Raw genomic sequence first — 18,945 nt, forward strand, 5'->3', positions numbered from 1 at the left:
TAAAAGCGGCAAAATTAACTTATTATAACCTGTTGATGGCAGCAATGATAAAACAAATTCTTATAAAACCATCGATGATCACTCAAGGATAAAAAATGGCTTCTGACAAGTTGAAGAATATTGACATCACTCATCGCGTTTCTGTCCCGCTTTATAGTTGCAAGCAAATTAAAGCGATGGAGCAATCTTGGTTTGAGCAAGGAAATAGCAGCTTTGGGCTGATGCAGCAAGCAGCTTGGCAAATCACGAAATATATGATTAACCATTATCAAAATAGCACTCTAAAGCCGCTAAGCGCTTTAATTTGGGTCGGTGGTGGTAATAATGGTGGCGATGGTTGGCTGACGGCTTATTATTTGCAACAAGCGGGTTGGCGCGTCCATGTGATTGAGGTAGTTGCCAACACAAAAACGACCACTGAGGATGAGTCAGGAAGTGATGCCAATCGCGCTCAAAAAATGGCGATTTCAAACGGTGTTCCTGTTACTTGCTTTTCCGATCTTATGACAAATTCCCAAGACATCTTGCAAGCGTTGCCAAGCTTATTTTTAGCCGATATTTATATTGACGCGATTTTTGGCATAGGTTTAAATCGCGCGCCAACCGGTACATTAAAGCAAGCGCTTGAGACATTCAATAAAGCAGCGGCTCAGGTAGGGGCTTTGGTGGTGTCGGTCGATGTTCCAAGTGGTCTTGCGGCATCAACAGGGCAAGTATTTGATGATATTGCCGTTCGGGCGGATTTGACCCTTTGCTTAGTTGGTCGAAAATTGGGATTGCAAACTAAAGATGGCTTGGATTTTTGTGGCAACGTGATTGATTTACCCCTTATCCCTTTGGTCGCAGCGCCAATGGCAACCTTATTATCACAACCAGATCATATGCCCAAGCGCCGTCAAAACAGCCATAAAGGCAGTTTTGGTCACGTTTTAATTATCGGCGGCAATCAAATTGATGGCTCCCAAGGTATGGGCGGGGCGGCAATTTTAGCATCAGCAAGCGCGCTGGCAATGGGCGCAGGAAAATTAACCACAGCTTGTCATAAAGCATTTCATGGCGCGTTATTAACAGGGCTTCCTGATGCGATGACCATTGATTTACATGATAAGAAGAGCGTTTGTGAGTTAATTCAAAGCGCCGATGTGATTGCCATAGGCATGGGGCTTGGTCGTGATGACACGGCAAAAACGCTGTTTTTAAGCTTCGTTGAGACGGCAATCAATCACAACAAACCACTGATTATTGATGCCGATGGCTTATACCATTTGGCAAGCTTTGATCAAGACAATCATAAGCTTCTTAAAAATTTGCAGGATTTTAGTAACTTGCAATCAGTAATGTTGACGCCGCATAGTGGGGAGGCAGCAAGGCTTTTAGGTTTGAGTAGTGATGAGGTTGAAGCCGATCGAGTCGCAGCCATTTATCGCTGTGCTGAGCGCTTTGGCGGGGCTTGGGTGCTTAAAGGCGCAGGGTCGCTGATACTTGAGGACAAGCTTTTTGTTTGCGGTACCGGAAATTCAGGATTGGCAAGCGCTGGCATGGGTGATGTGTTATCAGGGGTTGTTGCAGGGCTGTTAGCCCAAAAAGATCTGGCAACTTGTCCCAATCCGTTAACCCAAGCGGTTTTAATTCATGGTCTTGCAGGTGACGTTTTAGTCAACCCTCAATCAAGACCGCTTTTTGCTTACCATCAAAGCGGTCTTAGTATCGGTCAACGTGGACTTCAAGCTCAAGATATGCCTGCCGCTATCCGTCATGTGGTTGAGGGGCTAACAGCGGTGGACTAGCTTGCGCAGTATTGATTAATGGCTTGTTGAACGCGTTCGCGTTTAAGTTCAATCTCGCGGCTGTCAAGATATTTGCGATTGCCACTGGCGTCCATTTCATAAATACGACCGCCAACGTTTAGGTTGGTCAAATTGTTACGAAGCGATTGGCAGCGCTGAGCGTTGGCATTGGCTTCTTGTTCCTGAATTCGTGCCTCAAGCTGAGCCACGCGCTGGTCTTCAGCACTTGGGGCAGCCGGTTGTTGATTAGGGTCAGTTTTTCCGGCATATTGTCCAGCATCGTTTTGTCTGCCGTCACTACGAAATTCTAAGACCTCAACTTTTTTCGCGTTTTGAGGAGGATATTGGCTGTATTTGACTTCCCCAAAGCTGCCTGTGGATTTATAAACTTGGATAGCATGACTTTGAGCCATTCCCGTCATCAAAAAAATGGCGGTAAACGCTGAAGCAAGCCAAACTTTAGCTAGCATGATTGATCTAAGCATTATGTGATCCTTATAGTTTTAACACTATAAAAAAATGTCTGCCTGTAAAAAGGCGGAGGGGTGAATGTGCAACGCTTGGCACAACACAAAATAAGTGAACTTATTTTAACAAAACTTACTTATCAATTCATCAACTTTAATAACCATTAGTTAAGATAGACTATCATAAGTTTTTCTTGACAAGATTACTTAAATTAACGAAGATAATAGCTGTTGATTGGTCAGTGAGCGGCCCTACTTATTCGCCGTTACACTTGAAAATGATATTTACCATTTTGCTTATCGGTAGATTGGGTAAATTGTTTTCTTTGTGACATCAGCAGTTAAAGAATTATCATTAAGTTTTTTACTGCTTGTTTTTGGACTTATCGGTCTACAATGACTAAAACGATCTTATTGTGCTCCATCAATGCTGATGCAGGTTGTTACTGCTCTTAGCATAAATAATAAGCTGCTTTTATGGGTACTAAGCTACCTCGTCACTGATTGCCGATGATGTCATCAATCATCAACTTCGATTCTTGCCTTTATAAAACATGAGTAGTTATAAGCGCTAAGAATTATCATCTTGATAAAACTCAATAAGCCGACTCAAGATAGCTTTATTGACGCTGAACACAAAAGGTGACGACAGTGACGCAAACCACACAAAGTCCAAATATGACCGGCATTAATCAAACTGCCAATGCCGCCAAAAACTTCAAAGAAAAGCAGCAACAGCTTAAAGAAGTCAATCACGAGCCGGTAATGATGTCGGGCGCTGAGATGCTAGTACAGGCCTTGACCGACGAGGGTGTCGAGTATATCTTTGGCTATCCAGGCGGCGCGGTTTTACACATTTATGATGCGCTATTTCAGCAAGACAGCATTGAGCATATCCTAGTTCGCCACGAGCAAGCCGCAGGTCACATGGCAGATGCCTATTCGCGCGTGACTGGAAAAACAGGCGTGGTTCTTGCCACCTCAGGACCTGGTGCAACCAATACCGTAACCGCAATTGCCACGGCATTTATGGATTCAGTACCCATGGTGGTGATCGCAGGTCAGGTTCCAAGTAGCCTCATCGGTGAAGATGCGTTTCAAGAAACGGATATGATTGGCGTATCGCGCCCTATTGTCAAACACAGCTTTCAAGTTCGTCACGCCAGTGAAATCCCAACCGTCGTTAAAAAAGCATTTTATATTGCCCAATCAGGTCGACCCGGTCCGGTAGTGATTGACATTCCAAAAGACATGACCACACCTTCTGAAAAATATGAGTATGAATATCCAAAAGAGGTATTTGTTCGCTCATATCAGCCATCGGTTAAAGGTCATTCCGGGCAAATTAAAAAGGCAGTTGAAACTTTGCTTGCCGCAAAACGTCCGGTCGTTTATTCAGGTGGCGGCGTCATTTGGGGTAACGCTCATAAAGAATTGACCGAGCTTGCGCATCGTTTAAATTTGCCCGTAACTAACACCCTTATGGGACTTGGCGCGTTTCCAGGCGCTGACCGCCAGTTCATAGGAATGCTTGGCATGCACGGCACCTATGAAGCCAACACCGCCATGCACCATGCCGATGTAATTTTGGCAGTTGGCGCTCGTTTTGATGACCGCGTAACCAACAACATCAAAAAGTTCTGCCCAAATGCGACCATTATTCACATTGATATTGATCCGGCGTCTATTTCAAAAACCATTATGGCGCATATTCCTATCGTTGGCGATGTCAAATCAGTATTAACCGATATGCTTGAGATGATCGGCGAGGATAAAGCCCTTGATCAGCATGCGCTGCTTGATTGGTGGTCACAAATCAATGAATGGCGTAAGCGTCATGGTCTGCGATATGACACCAGTACCGAGCATGGCATTAAGCCGCAAAGCGTGGTTGAAGCACTTGACCGTGTGACCAACAGCAACGCGATTATTACCAGCGATGTTGGTCAGCATCAGATGTTTGCTGCCCTTTATTACACCTATAACGAGCCGCGGCAATGGCTCAACTCAGGCGGTCTTGGTACAATGGGCGTGGGATTACCTTATGCCATGGCAGCTAAACTTGCTTATCCTGAGCGCGATGTGGTTTGTATCACCGGTGAAGGCTCGATTCAGATGAATATTCAAGAGCTGTCAACGTGCCTACAGTATAATTTGCCGGTTAAAATTTTAAATTTAAATAACGCTCAGCTTGGTATGGTCAAGCAGTGGCAAGACATGATCTATGAAGGTCGCCATGCCCAGTCTTATATGGACTCATTGCCTGATTTTGTTAAGTTGGCGGAAAGCTATGGTCACGTTGGTATTAAAATCACTGACCCTGAAACAATGGAAGAACAGCTTGCCGAAGCCATGGCAATGAAAGATAAATTGGTCTTTATTGACGTTTATGTCGATCGTAATGAACACGTATATCCAATGCAGGTTGCAGGGCAAACCATGCGTGATATGTGGCTATCAAAAGGAGAGCGAACCTAATGCAACAGCATTTGATTTCAGTATTAATTGAAAACGAAGCCGGATCGTTGTCGCGATTGGTGGGCTTATTCTCTCAGCGTGGCTATAATATCGAAACCCTAAACGTTGCCCCAACCGAAGACCCATCGATTTCGCGCTTGACATTGACCACCATCACGTCTCCTGAAAAAATTGAGCAAATTACTAAGCAGCTGCATAAGCTTATTGAAGTGGTCAAAGTGCTTAATTTATCAAACACTGTTCACGTTGAGCGCGAATTAATGCTCATTAAGGTTCGCGCCACGGGCAGCAGCCGCGAAGAAATCAAACGCAGTGCGGATATCTTCCGAGCGCAAATTGTTGATGTGAATAACAGTTTGTACACCATTCAAATTGTTGGCGATACCGCCAAGCTTGATGGTTTCATTGATGTGATTGGTCGCGAGCGTATCTTAGAAGTGGTTCGCTCAGGCGTTATCGGTATTGCTCGCGGTGAAAAAACGCTTAGCGTTTAAGCAAAGTTATCATTTTTAATCTATTTTAATCCGGAATAAAGCGGTTGCCTAATGAGAATTCCGCTTTATACCAACGACCCATGGCTTGCCATGATTGAGGAAAAGGACGCTATCTATGAACGTTTATTATGACAAAGACTGTGATTTATCGATCATCCAAGGTAAAAAAGTTGCCATTATTGGCTACGGCTCACAAGGCCACGCCCACGCGCTGAACTTGCAAGACTCTGGAGTTGACGTCACCGTTGGTCTACGTGCAGGATCTGGCTCATGGAAAAAAGCCGAAAATTCAAACTTAAAAGTTGCTGAAGTTGAAGACGCGGTAGCAAACGCTGATGTGGTCATGATTTTGACCCCAGATGAATTTCAAAAAGAACTTTACAGCGACGTGATTGAGCCAAACATCAAAGAAGGTGCTACTCTTGCTTTTGCTCACGGTTTTGCCATTCACTACAACCAAGTCGTTCCCCGTAAAGATCTTGATGTGATCATGGTTGCCCCAAAAGCGCCCGGTCACACCGTTCGCTCAGAGTTTGTAAAAGGCGGCGGTATCCCTGATTTGATCGCCGTTTATCAAGACGCCTCAGGTCAAGCCAAGCAATTGGCATTGTCTTACGCCTCGGGCGTTGGCGGTGGTCGCTCAGGAATCATCGAAACAACCTTCAAAGATGAAACAGAAACTGACCTTTTTGGTGAGCAAGCCGTTCTTTGTGGTGGCGCGGTTGAGCTGGTTAAAATGGGCTTTGAGACCTTAACTGAAGCCGGTTACGCCCCTGAGATGGCATACTTTGAGTGTTTACATGAATTGAAATTGATTGTTGACTTGATGTATGAAGGCGGCATTGCTGATATGAACTATTCAATCAGTAACAACGCTGAATACGGTGAATACGTCACAGGCGTTGAGGTCATCAACGAGCAATCACGTGAAGCCATGCGTAACGCGCTAAAACGCATCCAATCGGGTGAATATGCAAAAATGTTCATCAATGAAGGGGCAACCAACTATCCATCAATGACCGCGCGCCGCCGTAACAACGCCGCTCACGATATCGAAGTGACCGGAGCTAAGCTTCGTGCCATGATGCCTTGGATTGGTGGTAACAAAATCATCGATAAAGACAAAAACTAAGCCAAGCCTTAAGCTGTTTTAGTTTATTATAAAAAACCCGTGACCATTTTTGGCATGGGTTTTTTTATATCGATCTTGAAAGCGGCGGCTTTTGACCACAGTTAGCATTTTGGTCTAGCATTAGCGCTGTAATTTAAATTTTTGTGAGTGTCTGAAATGTCCTATCCTAATTGGTTAACGCCGCAACTGACGTATGTGGTATTTAGTGCTGTGGTGGCTGTTTTGATTTGGATTGAGGCAATCATGCTCAAAAAAAATGGCGGCAAATTGCCCAAATCCGCCTTATTTCAAATCAGCTCAATGCTGGATACGGCTTGGTTTTTTGTTTCTATTGCCGTGCTGTACTTGGTTGATTTGACCCCAGTAGTGTTGAGCATTCCGGCGGCTTATGGCGTTTATACCCTGTTTGGTTGGATTTATGGCTCAAAGCTGTTACGTAAAAAAGGTATTCCAGATTCGCCCAAAAATTTGGTGGTTCCTGCAAAATATATCGCCTATAGCCAATCGTTTGCTATGGTCTTTTTATTATTGTGCATTTTGATAGCCGGTATACTTCTTAAGCCGTTTCTATAAAAACAGCCTGCTTAATGTTCAACTTATTTATTAATAAGACGATTTGTTTTATTTATGCGGATAAACTTAAGTCCGTTATTAAAAAATAAATTATTTTACAAAACTCTTTAATTTAATCTTTCAATCATATTAAAAGCTGTTATACTAGCCATGTACTCAGGGGATTTTAATTAAAAATGCTGAAATATCCTTAAGGTATGGCAGATATTGGTATTAGTCTTCTTATCTAAATAGATTTGAGTATTTATCAATCAATCGGTGGGCTCAAAGGCTTCACCAATCGTTAAAAAGTTAGGAACATTTATGTCTGAGAAAGTTGAAGGCACTGTAAAGTGGTTTAATGAAGCTAAAGGCTTTGGTTTTATTGCTCAAGATAACGGCGGACAAGACGTTTTCGCTCACTACAGCGCAATCCAAGGTAATGGTTTCAAAACCCTAGCCGAAGGTCAAAAAGTGTCTTTCATTTTAGGTGAAGGCAAAAAAGGCCCACAAGCTGAGCAAATCGAAGCGATCTAATTTTAAAGCTTGTGAAGTCTTTCTGAACTCAGTCAGCCTTTATGCTTAAAATGACATCAACGCCAGATTAATGTGTTTGTTCAAAACAAACCCTATTGTTTAGACTGTATCGTAAAAGCAACCTCTGATCGGGTTGCTTTTTTTTTGAAAAAATAAAAATGACTTAGGTAAAGTCAGTCACAAACTCAATCGGTTAGCTGAGTCATAATTAATTACTGTTAAGAATGGTGACAAATTTATGACGCAATATTCACGGCGTTATCTTGATTTAACCGCCATGCTCTTGCAAGATAGTTGAGTCTAAAAATAAAGTTCATACAAATAATGATAAAGTTGAGAACGTTTTATATAATTATTTGAGTGGTTAGTTTCATGAAGATGACCGAAATTTAAGCCAGAAAGTTTGTAGCTTTGGTCATAATTTACTATTAAAAAAAGAGGATCGTATGAAAGCACTAGTCGCGGTTAAGCGAGTTGTTGATTATAACGTGAAAGTTCGGGTGAAAGCTGACCATTCGGCAGTGGATTTAACCAATACCAAAATGTCAATCAACCCTTTTGATGAAATTGCCGTTGAAGAGGCAGTTCGCCTAAAAGAAGCAGGCGTGATTGATGAAATTATCGTGGCATCTATTGGTCCAAAAGAAGCCCAAGAGCAAATCCGCTCGGCTTTGGCGCTTGGCGCTGATCGCGGCGTGTTGGTGCAAACCGATGATAAAGCTTATCCGCTGCAAGTGGCTAAAATTTTAAAAGGCATTGCCCAAAGCGAAGGCGCAGATATCATTTTGCTTGGCAAGCAAGCGATTGATGATGATAATAATCAAACCGGTCAGATGCTTGCCGCCTTAATGGGCGCGCCGCAAGGAACGTTTGCGTCCAAGGTCGTGGTTGAAGGCAACGGGGTTAAAGTGACTCGTGAAGTTGACGGCGGTCATCAAACTGTAGCGCTTGATTTGCCGGCGATTATCACCACCGATTTGCGCTTGAATGAGCCGCGTTACGCCAAATTGCCGAACATTATGAAAGCCAAGAAAAAGCCACTTGATGAAAAAACGCCTGCCGATTTTGATGTTGATATGGCATCAAAGCAGCAAATCATTCAAGTTGAGCCGCCAGCCGAGCGTAAAGCTGGTATTAAAGTAGGCTCGGTGGATGAGTTGGTTGATAAGCTTAAAAATGAAGCGAAAGTGATTTAATCGCGCTTTAAAACATATCGTTTTGACATCAGTGAAAAGTTATAAATTTAAAATAAAGGATAAAAATAATGGCAATTTTGGTATATGCTGAGCATGATAATGTCAGCTTAAAAAAAGCAACGCTAAACACCATTGCCGCAGCCAAGCAAATGGGTGGCGACGTTCATGTCTTGGTTGCCGGAAGTAACGTTGGTTCGGTTGCCGAAGAGGTCGCAAAGGCTGAAGGTGTTAGTAAAGTTTTGGTGGCGGATAACGCGGTTTATGAGCACCAAATGGCAGAAAATATCGCGCTATTGGTTAACGACGTGGCAGGCGGCGATTATAGTCATGTGGTAGCAGCCGCAACAACCACAGGCAAAAACTTTATGCCGCGCGTAGCTGCGCTGTTAGATGTGAGCATGATTTCTGACATTACCGCGGTGGTTGATGCCACTACCTTTAAACGTCCAATTTATGCCGGCAATGCAACGGCAACGGTAAAAACGTCGGAAAGCAAAATCGTGGTAACCGTTCGAACCACCACGTTTGATGCCGTAGCAGGCGCGGGTGGCTCGGCAAGTATTGAAAATCTTGATGACGTTCAAGATTCCGGCAACTCACAATTTGTTAGTGAAGAGATGGCAGAATCTGACCGCCCTGAACTCACTTCAGCAAGCATTGTGGTGTCCGGTGGTCGCGCTCTTGGTAGCGCGGAAAACTTTGAAAAATATATCGACCCGCTTGCCGACAAGCTTGGCGCGGCAGTTGGTGCATCTCGCGCCGCCGTTGACGCAGGTTACGTGCCAAACGATATGCAAGTTGGGCAAACAGGTAAAATTGTTGCGCCAGACTTATACATTGCTGTAGGAATTTCAGGGGCGATTCAGCATTTAGCGGGAATGAAAGACTCAAAAGTGATTGTTGCCATTAACAATGACCCTGAGTCACCGATTGCAAGCGTGGCTGATTATTATTTAGAAGGTGATTTGTTTAACGTGCTTCCGGAATTGACCAGCAAAATCTAAGCTTGTTTGATAAAATGGCTTAATAAAAAACCCGCGAATCATTGGCGGGTTTTTTATGGTAGCTGCACTATTATCTATTGCTATATCGGCGCTGACGTAGCGTTTCATAAAGGCAAAGGGAGCCGGCAATAGCAACGTTTAAGCTTTCTTGACCGTTAGGCTGCGGTAGGGCAATGGCAGTGGCTGATTGTAAAAATACCTCATCAACGCCTTGACCTTCATGACCCATCACCCAAGCAACCGGCTTCGTTAACTCATAATCATAAATGAGGGTTTCGGTGTGGGAACTGGTTGCGAGCATCGGCACTTTGACATGAGTTAACACATCGTCAATGCTAATACTTTCAAAAATGGTCAATGAAAACTGAGCTCCCATGCCGGCGCGAAGGGTTTTTGGTGACCACGCTTGCGCGGTTTGGGTGGTGCAAATCACCGTTTTTACGCCAACTGCGGCGGCGGTTCTAAGGAGCGCGCCGACATTACCGCTGTCTTGAACGTCGTTTAAAATCAGGCAGTCGTCATGAATATCGCCAAGCGTTGGCGTTGGAATATCAATCACCGCTAAAATATCAATTCCCGTTCCAAGGGTTTTTACCGTGTTATAAAGCGCGTCGGTCAAGGTCAGTACTTGGGCTGTGTTAGCTAGTCGGCTTAATAGCGCTTGCACTTCGCTATGATGGTGCATTGACTCGCTAAGCATAACAAGCTCAATTGGCGTATTGCTAGTGATTGCCGCCTCAATCAAATGCGCGCCTTCAAGAACGGTTTGACCCAATTTTTTGCGCTGCCTTGATTGGGTCAGAAGCGCTTTGACGCGCTTGACTGCCGGATTTTTATCCGAAGATATCTGTTCAAAGGCAAAGGAAGTCATTATTTAGTTTCGCCTTGCTGCTCATTTTGCGCATTAAGATGAAGATTTTTTACATAGTCCACTTCATTTTTACTGCCCAAAACGACGGGAACGCGCTGATGAATGTCGGTAGGCTCAATGTCCAAAATGCGCTTGATGGCATCAGTTGCGCCGCCGGCTGCACGCTCAATGAGTAGGCTCATGGGGTTGGCTTCATACATCAAGCGCAGTTTCCCTGCTTTGTTGGGGTCTTTGGTATCAAAGGGGTAAGTAAAAATACCGCCACGGCACAAAATGCGGTGAACGTCGCCGACCATTGCTGCCACCCAGCGCGTATTAAAGTCGCGACCGCGAGCGCCGGTTTTGCCAGCAACCAATTCGTCAATATACTGCTGCATGGGCGCTTGCCAGTAGCGGTAGTTGGAGCTGTTAATGGCGTATTCTTTGGTATCTGCGGCAATCTGAACGCGCTCGTTAATTAAAATAAACTCATTGCGGTCAGGGTCAAGGCTAAACATGGCAACGTCATCATTGACAGTTACAGCAAGCATGGTTGAGGTGCCATAAAGCAAATATCCTGCTGCTAATTGCTGGTTGCCGGCTTGTAAAAAAGCGCTGTTTTGGCTTTGTTGACCTTGATTTGGGTACGGTAAAATCGAAAAAATCGTCCCAACTGCCATATTAATATCGATGTTGGATGAGCCGTCGAGCGGGTCAAATAGCACCAGTAAGCTGCCGTCATTATTGGCAGGGGTCGCATCGTCAAGCTCTTCTGAGGCCACACCGGCGCAGTGCTTATTTTGAGTAAGCGCATCTAACAATAAATCGTTAGCAAGAACATCAAGTTTTTTTTGCTCTTCGCCTTGAACGTTTTGGTTGCCAGCTTCGCCTAAAATATCGGCAAGCGCGCCTTTTTTAAGTAAGTTTGAGATATTTTTACCAACTTCGGTGATGGTGGTAATCACATCGTTAACCGCTTGGTTGGTCGAGTTTTGTTGTAAATATTGGCTGAGGGTAGTCATAAATTTTCCTAAAAGTTATCGTTTTAAAAATATGTGCTTAAAAAGGTTTAGACTAAAAAATTACCGTTCTAAAATCATCGTATGGCTTAGCAAAGTTGCTAATTTTCAGTAAAAGTAAAATTAGCTATGGTCGCGGCTTTGTCCTTAAGTCAAAATCAGCTAAACTATAGCTAAAATGATAAGCTGTGTGACAAATTGGCTTAGAATTTACTAAGTGCTGTCTAAAAATTAATTGGGCTAAATTGTAGCAAATTTGGGGCAAAAAGTCGCTGCTTGCCGCGCGCCTTATTGCTCATGGCTACGGCTTAGCATCACTGCTAATTTCAATCCTCTTTTGCCAACCAAAAAGGCGAACTTCCATGCCAACAGACCAAAACCTTGATTCTGCAACTTCAAAAACCGCGACTGCTCGGACTTTGGCAACGGATTTTGCCAAAATTGACCCAAGCACCATTCACGAGCGCTTAAATGCGTCGCTAAGCCGACCGCAGCTGAATGAAGATGGCAGCATTCGCCACTTTTTGGGGGTGGAGGGGCTTAACAAAGCCCAGCTTAAAGCCATTATTGCCAAAGCCGAGACGTTTTTTGATGATAAAGGTCAATTGGTTGACCGCCCCGAGCTTGAAGGCTGCACGGTGATGAACCTGTTTTTTGAACCCTCAACGCGGACGCGGACGACCTTTGAGGTTGCCGAAAAGCGCTTGGGTGCAAACGTGATTAACATTGATATTGCCCGCTCCAGCACTCAAAAGGGTGAAAGCCTTCGCGATACCCTTTGGAATTTGCAGGCAATGACCGCCGATATTTTTGTGGTTCGCCATTCCGCCTCAGGGGCAGCACATTTTATGGCAACGGAGGTCACCCCCGACATTGCCATCATTAACGGCGGCGATGGCTGGCATGCGCATCCAACCCAAGGCATGCTTGATATGCTGACCATTCATCGCTCGATGCCAAGACCGTTTGAAGACTTGTCGGTGGCAATTATCGGTGATATTAAGCACTCTCGGGTGGCGCGCTCGGACATTAGTGCGCTACAAACGCTTGGGGTTAAAGATATTCGCGTGATTGCGCCAAAAACACTGTTGCCAAAAGGCATTGAGCGCTTTGGCGTTCAAGTGTTTGAAACGATGGAATCAGGGCTTGTTGATTGCGACGTAGTGATGGGGCTGCGGATTCAAAATGAGCGCATTGGCTCGCCGCTGTTGTCCTCATCGAGTGAATACTATAAGCAATACGGAATTACTCCTGAGCGCTTGGCATTGGCAAAACCTGATGCGCTGGTCATGCACCCAGGTCCTATGAACCGCGGCGTTGAGATTGCCTCAAGCGTAGCGGATGGCGCGCAATCGGTGATTCTACAGCAGGTCAATAACGGCATTGCCATTCGCATGGCGGTGTTGTCACTTGCCATGAAAGGTCAGCGCGACCACCAAGCAGCGCGCTGATTTAACTGCGACTTTATTTTATTTGCTCCCAATTTTTATGGTAACCGCTCATGACTGCCCAAACTTATATTGATTTACTGCCAAAGGCTTTTGAAAACTCACTCACTAAAGCTGCTCAAGAAAAACTGGCAACTTTAAATCAACTCACTTTAAACCAAGTAAATAACGACGAAAACGCTAAAGATGCGCTTTGGTTATTGCCGCCGCTGGTTGATTTATGCGCGCGCCTTCGTGAACCCGGTCAGCAGCAGCATGGAACGCTGATTTCTGAAGGTCATGCCGCCCGCGATAATGGCTTTTTGCACGTGGTCATTCCACCAGATACCAATCCTGTTTTAGAAAATGGCTCGCTATTAAAAGGGCTTCGTGAGCGCGCGCTTGAAGATGGCGGCATTTATTTGCATATTTTAGGGGCATTAAGCGCCGGTCTTGAGGGCAAGCAGCCAGCAAACATTGCAGGGCTAAAAAAAGGTGGCTGCATTGCGGTATCAAACGCCCGCCAACCTTTTGCTAATGACTTGGTGCTGCTGCGGACTTTAGAGTACGCCGCCACCTTTGGCATGAAAGTGTTTTTTTACCCCGATGAGCCAAGTTTATCCAATAATGGCGTGGCTCACGAAGGCTATATCGCCTCATATCATGGCTTGCAAGGTATCCCTTGGATTGCCGAAACGGTGGCGCTATCCACGCAATTGCTAATGGTTGAGGAAACCGGAATTGCCGCGCATTTTAGTCAATTGACTTGTAAATCCTCGGTTGAATTGATGCGCTGGGCAAAAAACAAAGGACTGCCGGTCACTTGTGATGTGGCGATGCATCAGCTGTTTTTAACCGATGACAATTTAGAAGGCTTTAACGCGCTTGCTTATGTGTTGCCGCCGCTGCGCAGTAATACCGACCAGCAGGCGCTATTAAAAGGGCTAAAAGACGGCACGATTGATGCCATTTGTAGCCACCATGAGCCGCTAAACAGCACCGCCAAAAAAGCACCGTTTGCCGAATGTAGCGCCGGAATTTCAAACTTTGATACCTTTATGGCGCTTGCCTGCCAACTGGTTCGCGATGAGGTGCTAACTTTAGAAGAATTGGTTGCCAAAATCTGCCTAAACCCTGCCAAAATTGCCGGAATTGAAGCTCAGTATGCAAAAGTTGGCGGCGCAGTCTTGGTTGACCCCAATCTTTCTTGGCAAGTGAACGAAGACAGCATGGCATCCAATGGCAAAAATACGCCATTTTTTGGTCAAGAGTTAACTGGCCGCGTGGTGGAGACCTTCTTTGGCTAAGCTGTCGCAAAACCAAAGCGCTCATCACTCAAGCGAGGCGATTAAAGCCGTTGCCATTTATGAGATTGTAAAAGGCGTTGGCGCACTTTTAGGCGCGGCGCTGCTTTGGTATTGGCATGAGCATTTACAGCTTTGGCTGAATCATGCCGCAGGCAGTTGGCAAAAATACTTTGGGGATTTTTTAGCGCCGCAAGTGGACAGCATTATTGCCATCGCCCAAAAAGCCAATCAAAACTGGTCGCTGTTTTTGCTGTTTATCTTTTTTTATGCCAGTCTGCGCTTTTTGGAAGCTTATGGACTTTGGCAAGATAAAACGTGGGCATATTGGTTTAGCGTGTTAGGCTACGGGATTTTTATTCCGGTTGAGCTTTATTATTTAATCACCAGTCCGTTTGATTGGTTTAAGCTTGCCATATTTTTATTAAACGTGGTGATTGTGGTTGTCGTTTATCGCAACATGAAACAAAAAGGCTTGCTATGATTGCAAGCCTTTTTATTAAAATAGCATGAGATAAGCTTAATCCTTTTGATTTGGATTGTCCGCTTCAGTGATGATGTTGCCTTTTTTAGACGCCTCATCTTGGCTAAAGACATCATCAGGGATCAAGATTTCATTGTTGTTGGGGTCGTATTCTTTATCCGTATCTTTATCAAAAGGGGCAGGCTCAAACTTTTCTGTTGACGTATCCTTTTTGTCCTCATTTTCGTGAGCCGAATGTTGGTGCAAAATATCCCCAAATTTATAGGATTTTGCAGTTGGCTGAGCCGCTGTACTCTCACTTTGGTTGTTTTGCTTATCCTCTTCTTTATCAAACAGTTTATCGCTGTGCGGCTTTTTGGCAGAATCGCTATAGCCGGTAGCTTTTTTGCGCGGCTGGCTGTGAGCGAAGATGGAAGCTAGCGGCACATCTAATTGATTGCGAGCGCATTTTTCAGTATTTTCAAATCGCTGAACCAAAAGGCTTAACCAAGGCTCTTTATGTTGACTGCTCATTTCATCCAATTCATCTTTAATTGGCAGCGGATACGGCAAGGTTTTATAAAATTCCCAAAGGGTCATGTTGCTTAAGTTGCGCTTTAAAACATAATTGTCATCTTCGGTCGCCGTGATAAGCTTGCTGTCTTTTAGGTAGTTGATATAGGTGTACCATTTGGGCAACTCTTTACGACCAAGGACGTTACGCAGCTCTTGCTCGGTCACCGATTGACCGCGAACATGATAGCTGTAAACGAGGTTGAGCATATCAAGCAGGCTTAAGAGCGGATGGCGCGGATAAACTTCTTTGGTCTCAAAAATCGTCAAGGTATAGCTGATTTCAACACCAAGCAAAATCAAATTCCAAGACAAATAAATCCAAAGTAAAAAAATTGGCAGCGCGGCAAACGCCCCATAAATGGCTTCATAACTGGTAAAGTTGGTCATAATCGTGCCAAACAAATGACGCATCAACTCAAAAATTACTGCGACCACCACGCCGGCAATGGCAGCATTTTTTACCGGAACGCGGGCTTTTGGGATAAACCAATACATGCCAATAAAGCCGGCAACGGTCACCGCAATGGAGATAATCTGAACCCAAAATGCCCAATCAATGCCATATCCGGCGATTTCTTTATTTAAAAAGCTTAAGCTTTGAACCGTACTTGAGACGATAAACGCCGTTCCCAACACCAAAGGTCCAAGGGTCACAATCGCCCAATAGCGCAAAATGCTTTTCATGCCGCCGGATTTGTCCTCAACGCGCCAGATTTGGTTAAAGGCGCGCTCAATGGTGGTCAGCGTCATGATGGTGGTCACAAACAGCGCCCCAACCCCAACGATGGTCAAATTCGATGATTTTTCGGCAAAGCTATTGATATATTGGCTGACTTGTAAGCTTGATGAGGGCAACAGATTGCTATAAATGACGTCATAAATCTGCGCCCGAACTTGCGCAAGCGCCGGAACGGACGACAAAATCATCAACAGCACCGTTAAAATCGGTACAATCGACAGCATGGTGGTGTAGGTGAGCGACGCCGCTTTTTGTTGGCAGTCGTCCTCGACAAAATGGCGAGTCAAAAAGCGCAAAAACTGAAACCAGCGCTGATTGGCAAAGGGCAGTTTTTTCAATAATTTTTCCATAGCAAGCAATCTTTATCCTAAAAGTTATTATTCTTGGCGGTTACGCCTTTGTTTTGATTTTAAGTTTACAAAATCATCGTGTGGCTATCAGCACTATATTTGTGTCAAAATGCAGTGAATCTGCGCTATAGGCTTGTCAAGCGGCTGAAAGGCTGCTAACGCAAAGCTGACGGGCAAGGGCGTTCAAGAGTTTTGTATGGTTTAGGCGCGCTTTTGCATCAACTATTAAAAACTGGCTTATAATAAGGCGCTAAAATGCGGCGGCTTTTCTGCCAAGCCGTGCTATTTAACTAAAACAACTTGAGGAGTCATCATGAGCAGTCAAGCGCCTTATGTGTTGGTACTTTATTATTCAGGTCACGGCACGACCAAAACGCTTGCTTATAGCATTGCCCAAGGCATTGAGGATGCCGGACTTCGCGCCAAAATCCGTACCGTACCGACTGTTGCGGCTGAAACGCAAGTGCAAAAGCCGCTGATTCCTGATGAGGGCGATTTGTACTGCACGATGGATGATTTAAAGGACTGCTTGGGACTTGCGCTTGGTAGCCCAACCCATTTTGGCAATATGGCCGCGCCGATGAAATATTTTTGGGACAATACTGTGACCCTTTGGCTGGCAGGAGATTTGCAAAATAAACCGGCGTCCGTATTTACCGCCACAGGGTCGATGCACGGCGGTCAAGAAACCACGCTTTTGACCATGATGCTGCCACTGATTCATCATGGCATGATGATTGTTGGTATTCCTTATGCTGAACCGGCGCTTAACCGAACCCATCGCGGCGGAACCCCTTATGGTGCAAGTCATATCAGTGGGGCGGGGCGCGAACATGCGGTATCGGATGACGAGCGCGAATTGGCAGTGGCGCAAGGTTACCGCCTAGCCATTAGCGCCAAAGCATTGGCACAAGCTGATTTTAGCCGAAAAGTTGGCGTTTAGACGTCTTTTAAATTGCTGCTAAGGATATTTTGCCGCCATGACCACTGCCAATAGCCATCAAGCTTCACCAACCCCACCGCTAAAACCAGTCACGCCCATGCGCCGCCGCTTAATGATAACGTGGCTGATTTGGCTTGGATTTCGCCTTTTTGTATTACCGGTGTTGATTAGCCTCTTAAATGTCAACCATCCTGACATGATAGGCGGCATGGCTTGGCAAGCGCTTTGGCTGATTCCGGCGTTTATATTGACGCCGTGGATGGTGAAAGGTCGCTCGCCTTATGCGCTGATTGTGGCAAGTATGTTTACTTTGGTTTATTTGGGCGCAAGTGGGGTGGTGCTATTCACCCGAAGTTATGGCGCAAGTATTGGCGAGATTTTGGTTTATCTGGCGGATTTTTTGCTGCTTTTATTCATCAATACGTGGCTGTTTTTACTCTTAAAACGCTTGCCGTCAATGAATAATGTGGTCAAAAAACCGCGCGAAAAGCTTTAGCTAAAATATACCATAAAAAAGGCTTTCGTTATGAAAGCCTTTTTTGGTTTTAGAGTTAAGCGATTAATTCACCTTGGTTAATTCTAAATCCATTTTTTTACCATCATTGACTTGAACGACTTTGACCGGCAAGTAGTCAAGACTTGGCGCGAGCCAAAAGCTCGTTGAGCGGCTGTTGTCATCGTGAACGCGGTCAACGCGGACGGTGTCAAACGTGCCGGCAGGAACGGTGATTTTGGTATTCCCTGATTTTCTAAATGGCGTTTTTTCGATTTTGTCATGCTTTGCCATGTAATAGTTGCCCGTGAATTTGCCATTGATTAAATCTTGGCGAATTTGCATCTCAAGGCTTAAATCATCAAAGGTCGGTTGCGCCACTTTTAAATTGACCGTTTTGCCTTTATAACTGCTTGCCACTTGTTTTTTGGCAGGGTTAAAGTTCAAGTTATGAGTTCGCCCAACCCCCAATATTTTATAAGTCGTGCTTGCTGATAACGGCGTCACCGAATTGCCATTTAGGGTAAAGGTGCTGTGTTGCGCGGCGGTAGCGACCCCTGCCACGCGGGCTTTAACATTATATTTCCAAGTGTTTCCTGATTTGCTCAAGTTGCGGTTTGCCACCCCTTTATATTTGTCCTCAACGGTAAAGCTATAATCGGCGTTTGAGGGGGCAATTACCTTGGCGCTGGCGACATTTGCTGCGCCCATACTCAAAACGCCGACGCTGATAATTGCGCTGCTTGCTGCAAAAGCCGGAATGAATGATTTAAATTTAGATAAAAACATCAGATAAAATCCTTAACTGAACTAAAAAAACTGAGCTAAAAAGCTCAATTTATGAACGTCAAAATAAGCTTGGGCTTGAAATTAAAAACTTCTCTTATAATGGTCATATCTTGTTACAATTTCAAGCCATCCTAAAGGTCTTGGCGTTGATGTTTTGTTGTCAAGGTTACTAAAGGCTACAGCTTTGTTGCCTAAGGTTTTCTTAGTCCCTAACTGCTCATAACTATCGAATTTTACTTTAACAACGCTGCTTCTGACACAAATTTGCATAATTTTTTTATTAAGACACTTGAATGAAAATTGCTTTGACCCCACTTTGTCAATCAAGCGTCACGCTTAACTTTA

General features: G+C 44.7%; 18 protein-coding genes. 13 read left to right on the forward strand and 5 right to left on the reverse strand.

Annotated features, from left to right (window positions below; genetic code table 11):
• Nucleotides 1-95: 95 nt before the first annotated feature.
• Entirely contained in the window at nucleotides 96-1,787 is a 1,692-nt protein-coding gene (locus tag ACZ5XY_RS08550; RefSeq protein ID WP_464740764.1) for an NAD(P)H-hydrate dehydratase, read from the forward strand.
• On the opposite strand, the gene ACZ5XY_RS08555 is transcribed toward ACZ5XY_RS08550, so the two are convergent.
• Nucleotides 1,784-2,272, reverse strand: a complete 489-nt coding sequence (locus ACZ5XY_RS08555; protein ID WP_464740766.1) for a DUF4124 domain-containing protein — start codon at nucleotides 2,270-2,272, stop codon at nucleotides 1,784-1,786. The genes ACZ5XY_RS08550 and ACZ5XY_RS08555 overlap by 4 nt on opposite strands.
• Nucleotides 2,273-3,019: 747 nt before the next feature.
• On the opposite strand from ACZ5XY_RS08555, the gene ACZ5XY_RS08560 reads away from it, so the two are divergent.
• From ACZ5XY_RS08560 to ACZ5XY_RS08590, 7 genes are all read left to right on the forward strand, one after another.
• Complete coding sequence (locus tag ACZ5XY_RS08560; protein ID WP_464743833.1) at nucleotides 3,020-4,732, forward strand: acetolactate synthase 3 large subunit; 1,713 nt, start codon at nucleotides 3,020-3,022, stop codon at nucleotides 4,730-4,732.
• Entirely contained in the window at nucleotides 4,732-5,226 is a 495-nt protein-coding gene (ilvN, locus tag ACZ5XY_RS08565) for an acetolactate synthase small subunit (RefSeq protein WP_464740768.1), read from the forward strand. Before ACZ5XY_RS08560 ends, ilvN begins: the two co-directional genes overlap by 1 nt.
• Before the next feature lie 115 nt (nucleotides 5,227-5,341).
• The gene (gene ilvC / locus ACZ5XY_RS08570) at nucleotides 5,342-6,358 is read left to right on the forward strand and encodes a ketol-acid reductoisomerase (RefSeq protein WP_464740770.1); all 1,017 of its coding nucleotides are present in this window, start codon (nucleotides 5,342-5,344) and stop codon (nucleotides 6,356-6,358) included.
• Between the two features lie 156 nt (nucleotides 6,359-6,514).
• Nucleotides 6,515-6,931: a hypothetical protein gene (locus ACZ5XY_RS08575; protein ID WP_464740772.1), complete on the forward strand. Its 417-nt coding sequence runs from the start codon at nucleotides 6,515-6,517 to the stop codon at nucleotides 6,929-6,931.
• 303 nt (nucleotides 6,932-7,234) lie between these two features.
• The gene (locus ACZ5XY_RS08580; protein ID WP_169393434.1) at nucleotides 7,235-7,447 is read left to right on the forward strand and encodes a cold-shock protein; all 213 of its coding nucleotides are present in this window, start codon (nucleotides 7,235-7,237) and stop codon (nucleotides 7,445-7,447) included.
• 446 nt (nucleotides 7,448-7,893) lie between these two features.
• On the forward strand, nucleotides 7,894-8,643 hold the full coding sequence (locus tag ACZ5XY_RS08585) for an electron transfer flavoprotein subunit beta/FixA family protein (protein ID WP_464740774.1): 750 nt from the start codon (nucleotides 7,894-7,896) through the stop codon (nucleotides 8,641-8,643).
• A gap of 68 nt (nucleotides 8,644-8,711) precedes the next feature.
• The gene (locus ACZ5XY_RS08590) at nucleotides 8,712-9,647 is read left to right on the forward strand and encodes an electron transfer flavoprotein subunit alpha/FixB family protein (RefSeq protein WP_464740776.1); all 936 of its coding nucleotides are present in this window, start codon (nucleotides 8,712-8,714) and stop codon (nucleotides 9,645-9,647) included.
• 70 nt (nucleotides 9,648-9,717) lie between these two features.
• Here the strand turns inward: ACZ5XY_RS08590 and ACZ5XY_RS08595 are convergent, their stop codons facing one another.
• Together ACZ5XY_RS08595 and ACZ5XY_RS08600 are read right to left on the reverse strand one after the other, a co-directional pair.
• Nucleotides 9,718-10,518 carry a TrmH family RNA methyltransferase gene (locus tag ACZ5XY_RS08595; protein ID WP_464740778.1) on the reverse strand — a complete coding sequence of 267 codons (801 nt, stop codon included), beginning with the start codon at nucleotides 10,516-10,518 and terminating at the stop codon, nucleotides 9,718-9,720.
• A complete protein-coding gene (locus tag ACZ5XY_RS08600) occupies nucleotides 10,518-11,519 on the reverse strand; it encodes a class 1 fructose-bisphosphatase (protein ID WP_464740780.1) in 1,002 nt (333 codons plus the stop codon). Before ACZ5XY_RS08600 ends, ACZ5XY_RS08595 begins: the two co-directional genes overlap by 1 nt.
• 359 nt (nucleotides 11,520-11,878) lie before the next feature.
• Between ACZ5XY_RS08600 and ACZ5XY_RS08605 the strand changes: the two genes are divergently transcribed.
• From ACZ5XY_RS08605 to ACZ5XY_RS08615, 3 genes are read left to right on the forward strand one after another with little or no spacing between them, the layout of a single operon-like run.
• The gene (locus ACZ5XY_RS08605) at nucleotides 11,879-12,967 is read left to right on the forward strand and encodes an aspartate carbamoyltransferase catalytic subunit (protein WP_464740782.1); all 1,089 of its coding nucleotides are present in this window, start codon (nucleotides 11,879-11,881) and stop codon (nucleotides 12,965-12,967) included.
• A gap of 50 nt (nucleotides 12,968-13,017) precedes the next feature.
• Nucleotides 13,018-14,250, forward strand: coding sequence for a dihydroorotase (locus ACZ5XY_RS08610; protein ID WP_464740784.1), 1,233 nt, complete (start codon nucleotides 13,018-13,020; stop codon nucleotides 14,248-14,250).
• The gene (locus tag ACZ5XY_RS08615) at nucleotides 14,243-14,731 is read left to right on the forward strand and encodes a DUF2127 domain-containing protein (RefSeq protein ID WP_464740786.1); all 489 of its coding nucleotides are present in this window, start codon (nucleotides 14,243-14,245) and stop codon (nucleotides 14,729-14,731) included. Before ACZ5XY_RS08610 ends, ACZ5XY_RS08615 begins: the two co-directional genes overlap by 8 nt.
• A 36-nt stretch (nucleotides 14,732-14,767) precedes the next feature.
• Here the strand turns inward: ACZ5XY_RS08615 and ACZ5XY_RS08620 are convergent, their stop codons facing one another.
• Nucleotides 14,768-16,375 (reverse strand): YihY family inner membrane protein, encoded by a 1,608-nt coding sequence (locus ACZ5XY_RS08620; protein WP_464740788.1) that lies wholly within the window; start codon nucleotides 16,373-16,375, stop codon nucleotides 14,768-14,770.
• A gap of 313 nt (nucleotides 16,376-16,688) precedes the next feature.
• Here ACZ5XY_RS08620 and wrbA point away from each other — a divergent pair, with 313 nt between their 5' ends.
• Complete coding sequence (gene wrbA / locus ACZ5XY_RS08625) at nucleotides 16,689-17,318, forward strand: NAD(P)H:quinone oxidoreductase (RefSeq protein WP_464740790.1); 630 nt, start codon at nucleotides 16,689-16,691, stop codon at nucleotides 17,316-17,318.
• 37 nt (nucleotides 17,319-17,355) lie between these two features.
• Nucleotides 17,356-17,814 carry a hypothetical protein gene (locus ACZ5XY_RS08630; RefSeq protein WP_464740792.1) on the forward strand — a complete coding sequence of 153 codons (459 nt, stop codon included), beginning with the start codon at nucleotides 17,356-17,358 and terminating at the stop codon, nucleotides 17,812-17,814.
• Nucleotides 17,815-17,877: 63 nt separating this feature from the next.
• Here the strand turns inward: ACZ5XY_RS08630 and ACZ5XY_RS08635 are convergent, their stop codons facing one another.
• The gene (locus ACZ5XY_RS08635) at nucleotides 17,878-18,522 is read right to left on the reverse strand and encodes a DUF3108 domain-containing protein (RefSeq protein ID WP_464743835.1); all 645 of its coding nucleotides are present in this window, start codon (nucleotides 18,520-18,522) and stop codon (nucleotides 17,878-17,880) included.
• Between the last annotated feature and the right edge of the window lie 423 nt (nucleotides 18,523-18,945).

The sequence above is a fragment of the Psychrobacter sp. GTC18467 genome, assembly GCF_055397455.1.

Bases quoted from the DNA above. Each gene is read 5' to 3' on its own strand.
- ACZ5XY_RS08550 (WP_464740764.1), top strand. From the start codon at position 96: ATGGCTTCTGACAAGTTGAAGAATATTGACATCACTCATCGCGTTTCT.
- ACZ5XY_RS08555 (WP_464740766.1), bottom strand. From the start codon at position 2,272: ATGCTTAGATCAATCATGCTAGCTAAAGTTTGGCTTGCTTCAGCGTTT.
- ACZ5XY_RS08560 (WP_464743833.1), top strand. From the start codon at position 3,020: ATGATGTCGGGCGCTGAGATGCTAGTACAGGCCTTGACCGACGAGGGT.
- ilvN (WP_464740768.1), top strand. From the start codon at position 4,732: ATGCAACAGCATTTGATTTCAGTATTAATTGAAAACGAAGCCGGATCG.
- ilvC (WP_464740770.1), top strand. From the start codon at position 5,342: ATGAACGTTTATTATGACAAAGACTGTGATTTATCGATCATCCAAGGT.
- ACZ5XY_RS08575 (WP_464740772.1), top strand. From the start codon at position 6,515: ATGTCCTATCCTAATTGGTTAACGCCGCAACTGACGTATGTGGTATTT.
- ACZ5XY_RS08580 (WP_169393434.1), top strand. From the start codon at position 7,235: ATGTCTGAGAAAGTTGAAGGCACTGTAAAGTGGTTTAATGAAGCTAAA.
- ACZ5XY_RS08585 (WP_464740774.1), top strand. From the start codon at position 7,894: ATGAAAGCACTAGTCGCGGTTAAGCGAGTTGTTGATTATAACGTGAAA.
- ACZ5XY_RS08590 (WP_464740776.1), top strand. From the start codon at position 8,712: ATGGCAATTTTGGTATATGCTGAGCATGATAATGTCAGCTTAAAAAAA.
- ACZ5XY_RS08595 (WP_464740778.1), bottom strand. From the start codon at position 10,518: ATGACTTCCTTTGCCTTTGAACAGATATCTTCGGATAAAAATCCGGCA.
- ACZ5XY_RS08600 (WP_464740780.1), bottom strand. From the start codon at position 11,519: ATGACTACCCTCAGCCAATATTTACAACAAAACTCGACCAACCAAGCG.
- ACZ5XY_RS08605 (WP_464740782.1), top strand. From the start codon at position 11,879: ATGCCAACAGACCAAAACCTTGATTCTGCAACTTCAAAAACCGCGACT.
- ACZ5XY_RS08610 (WP_464740784.1), top strand. From the start codon at position 13,018: ATGACTGCCCAAACTTATATTGATTTACTGCCAAAGGCTTTTGAAAAC.
- ACZ5XY_RS08620 (WP_464740788.1), bottom strand. From the start codon at position 16,375: ATGGAAAAATTATTGAAAAAACTGCCCTTTGCCAATCAGCGCTGGTTT.
- wrbA (WP_464740790.1), top strand. From the start codon at position 16,689: ATGAGCAGTCAAGCGCCTTATGTGTTGGTACTTTATTATTCAGGTCAC.
- ACZ5XY_RS08630 (WP_464740792.1), top strand. From the start codon at position 17,356: ATGACCACTGCCAATAGCCATCAAGCTTCACCAACCCCACCGCTAAAA.
- ACZ5XY_RS08635 (WP_464743835.1), bottom strand. From the start codon at position 18,522: ATGGGCGCAGCAAATGTCGCCAGCGCCAAGGTAATTGCCCCCTCAAAC.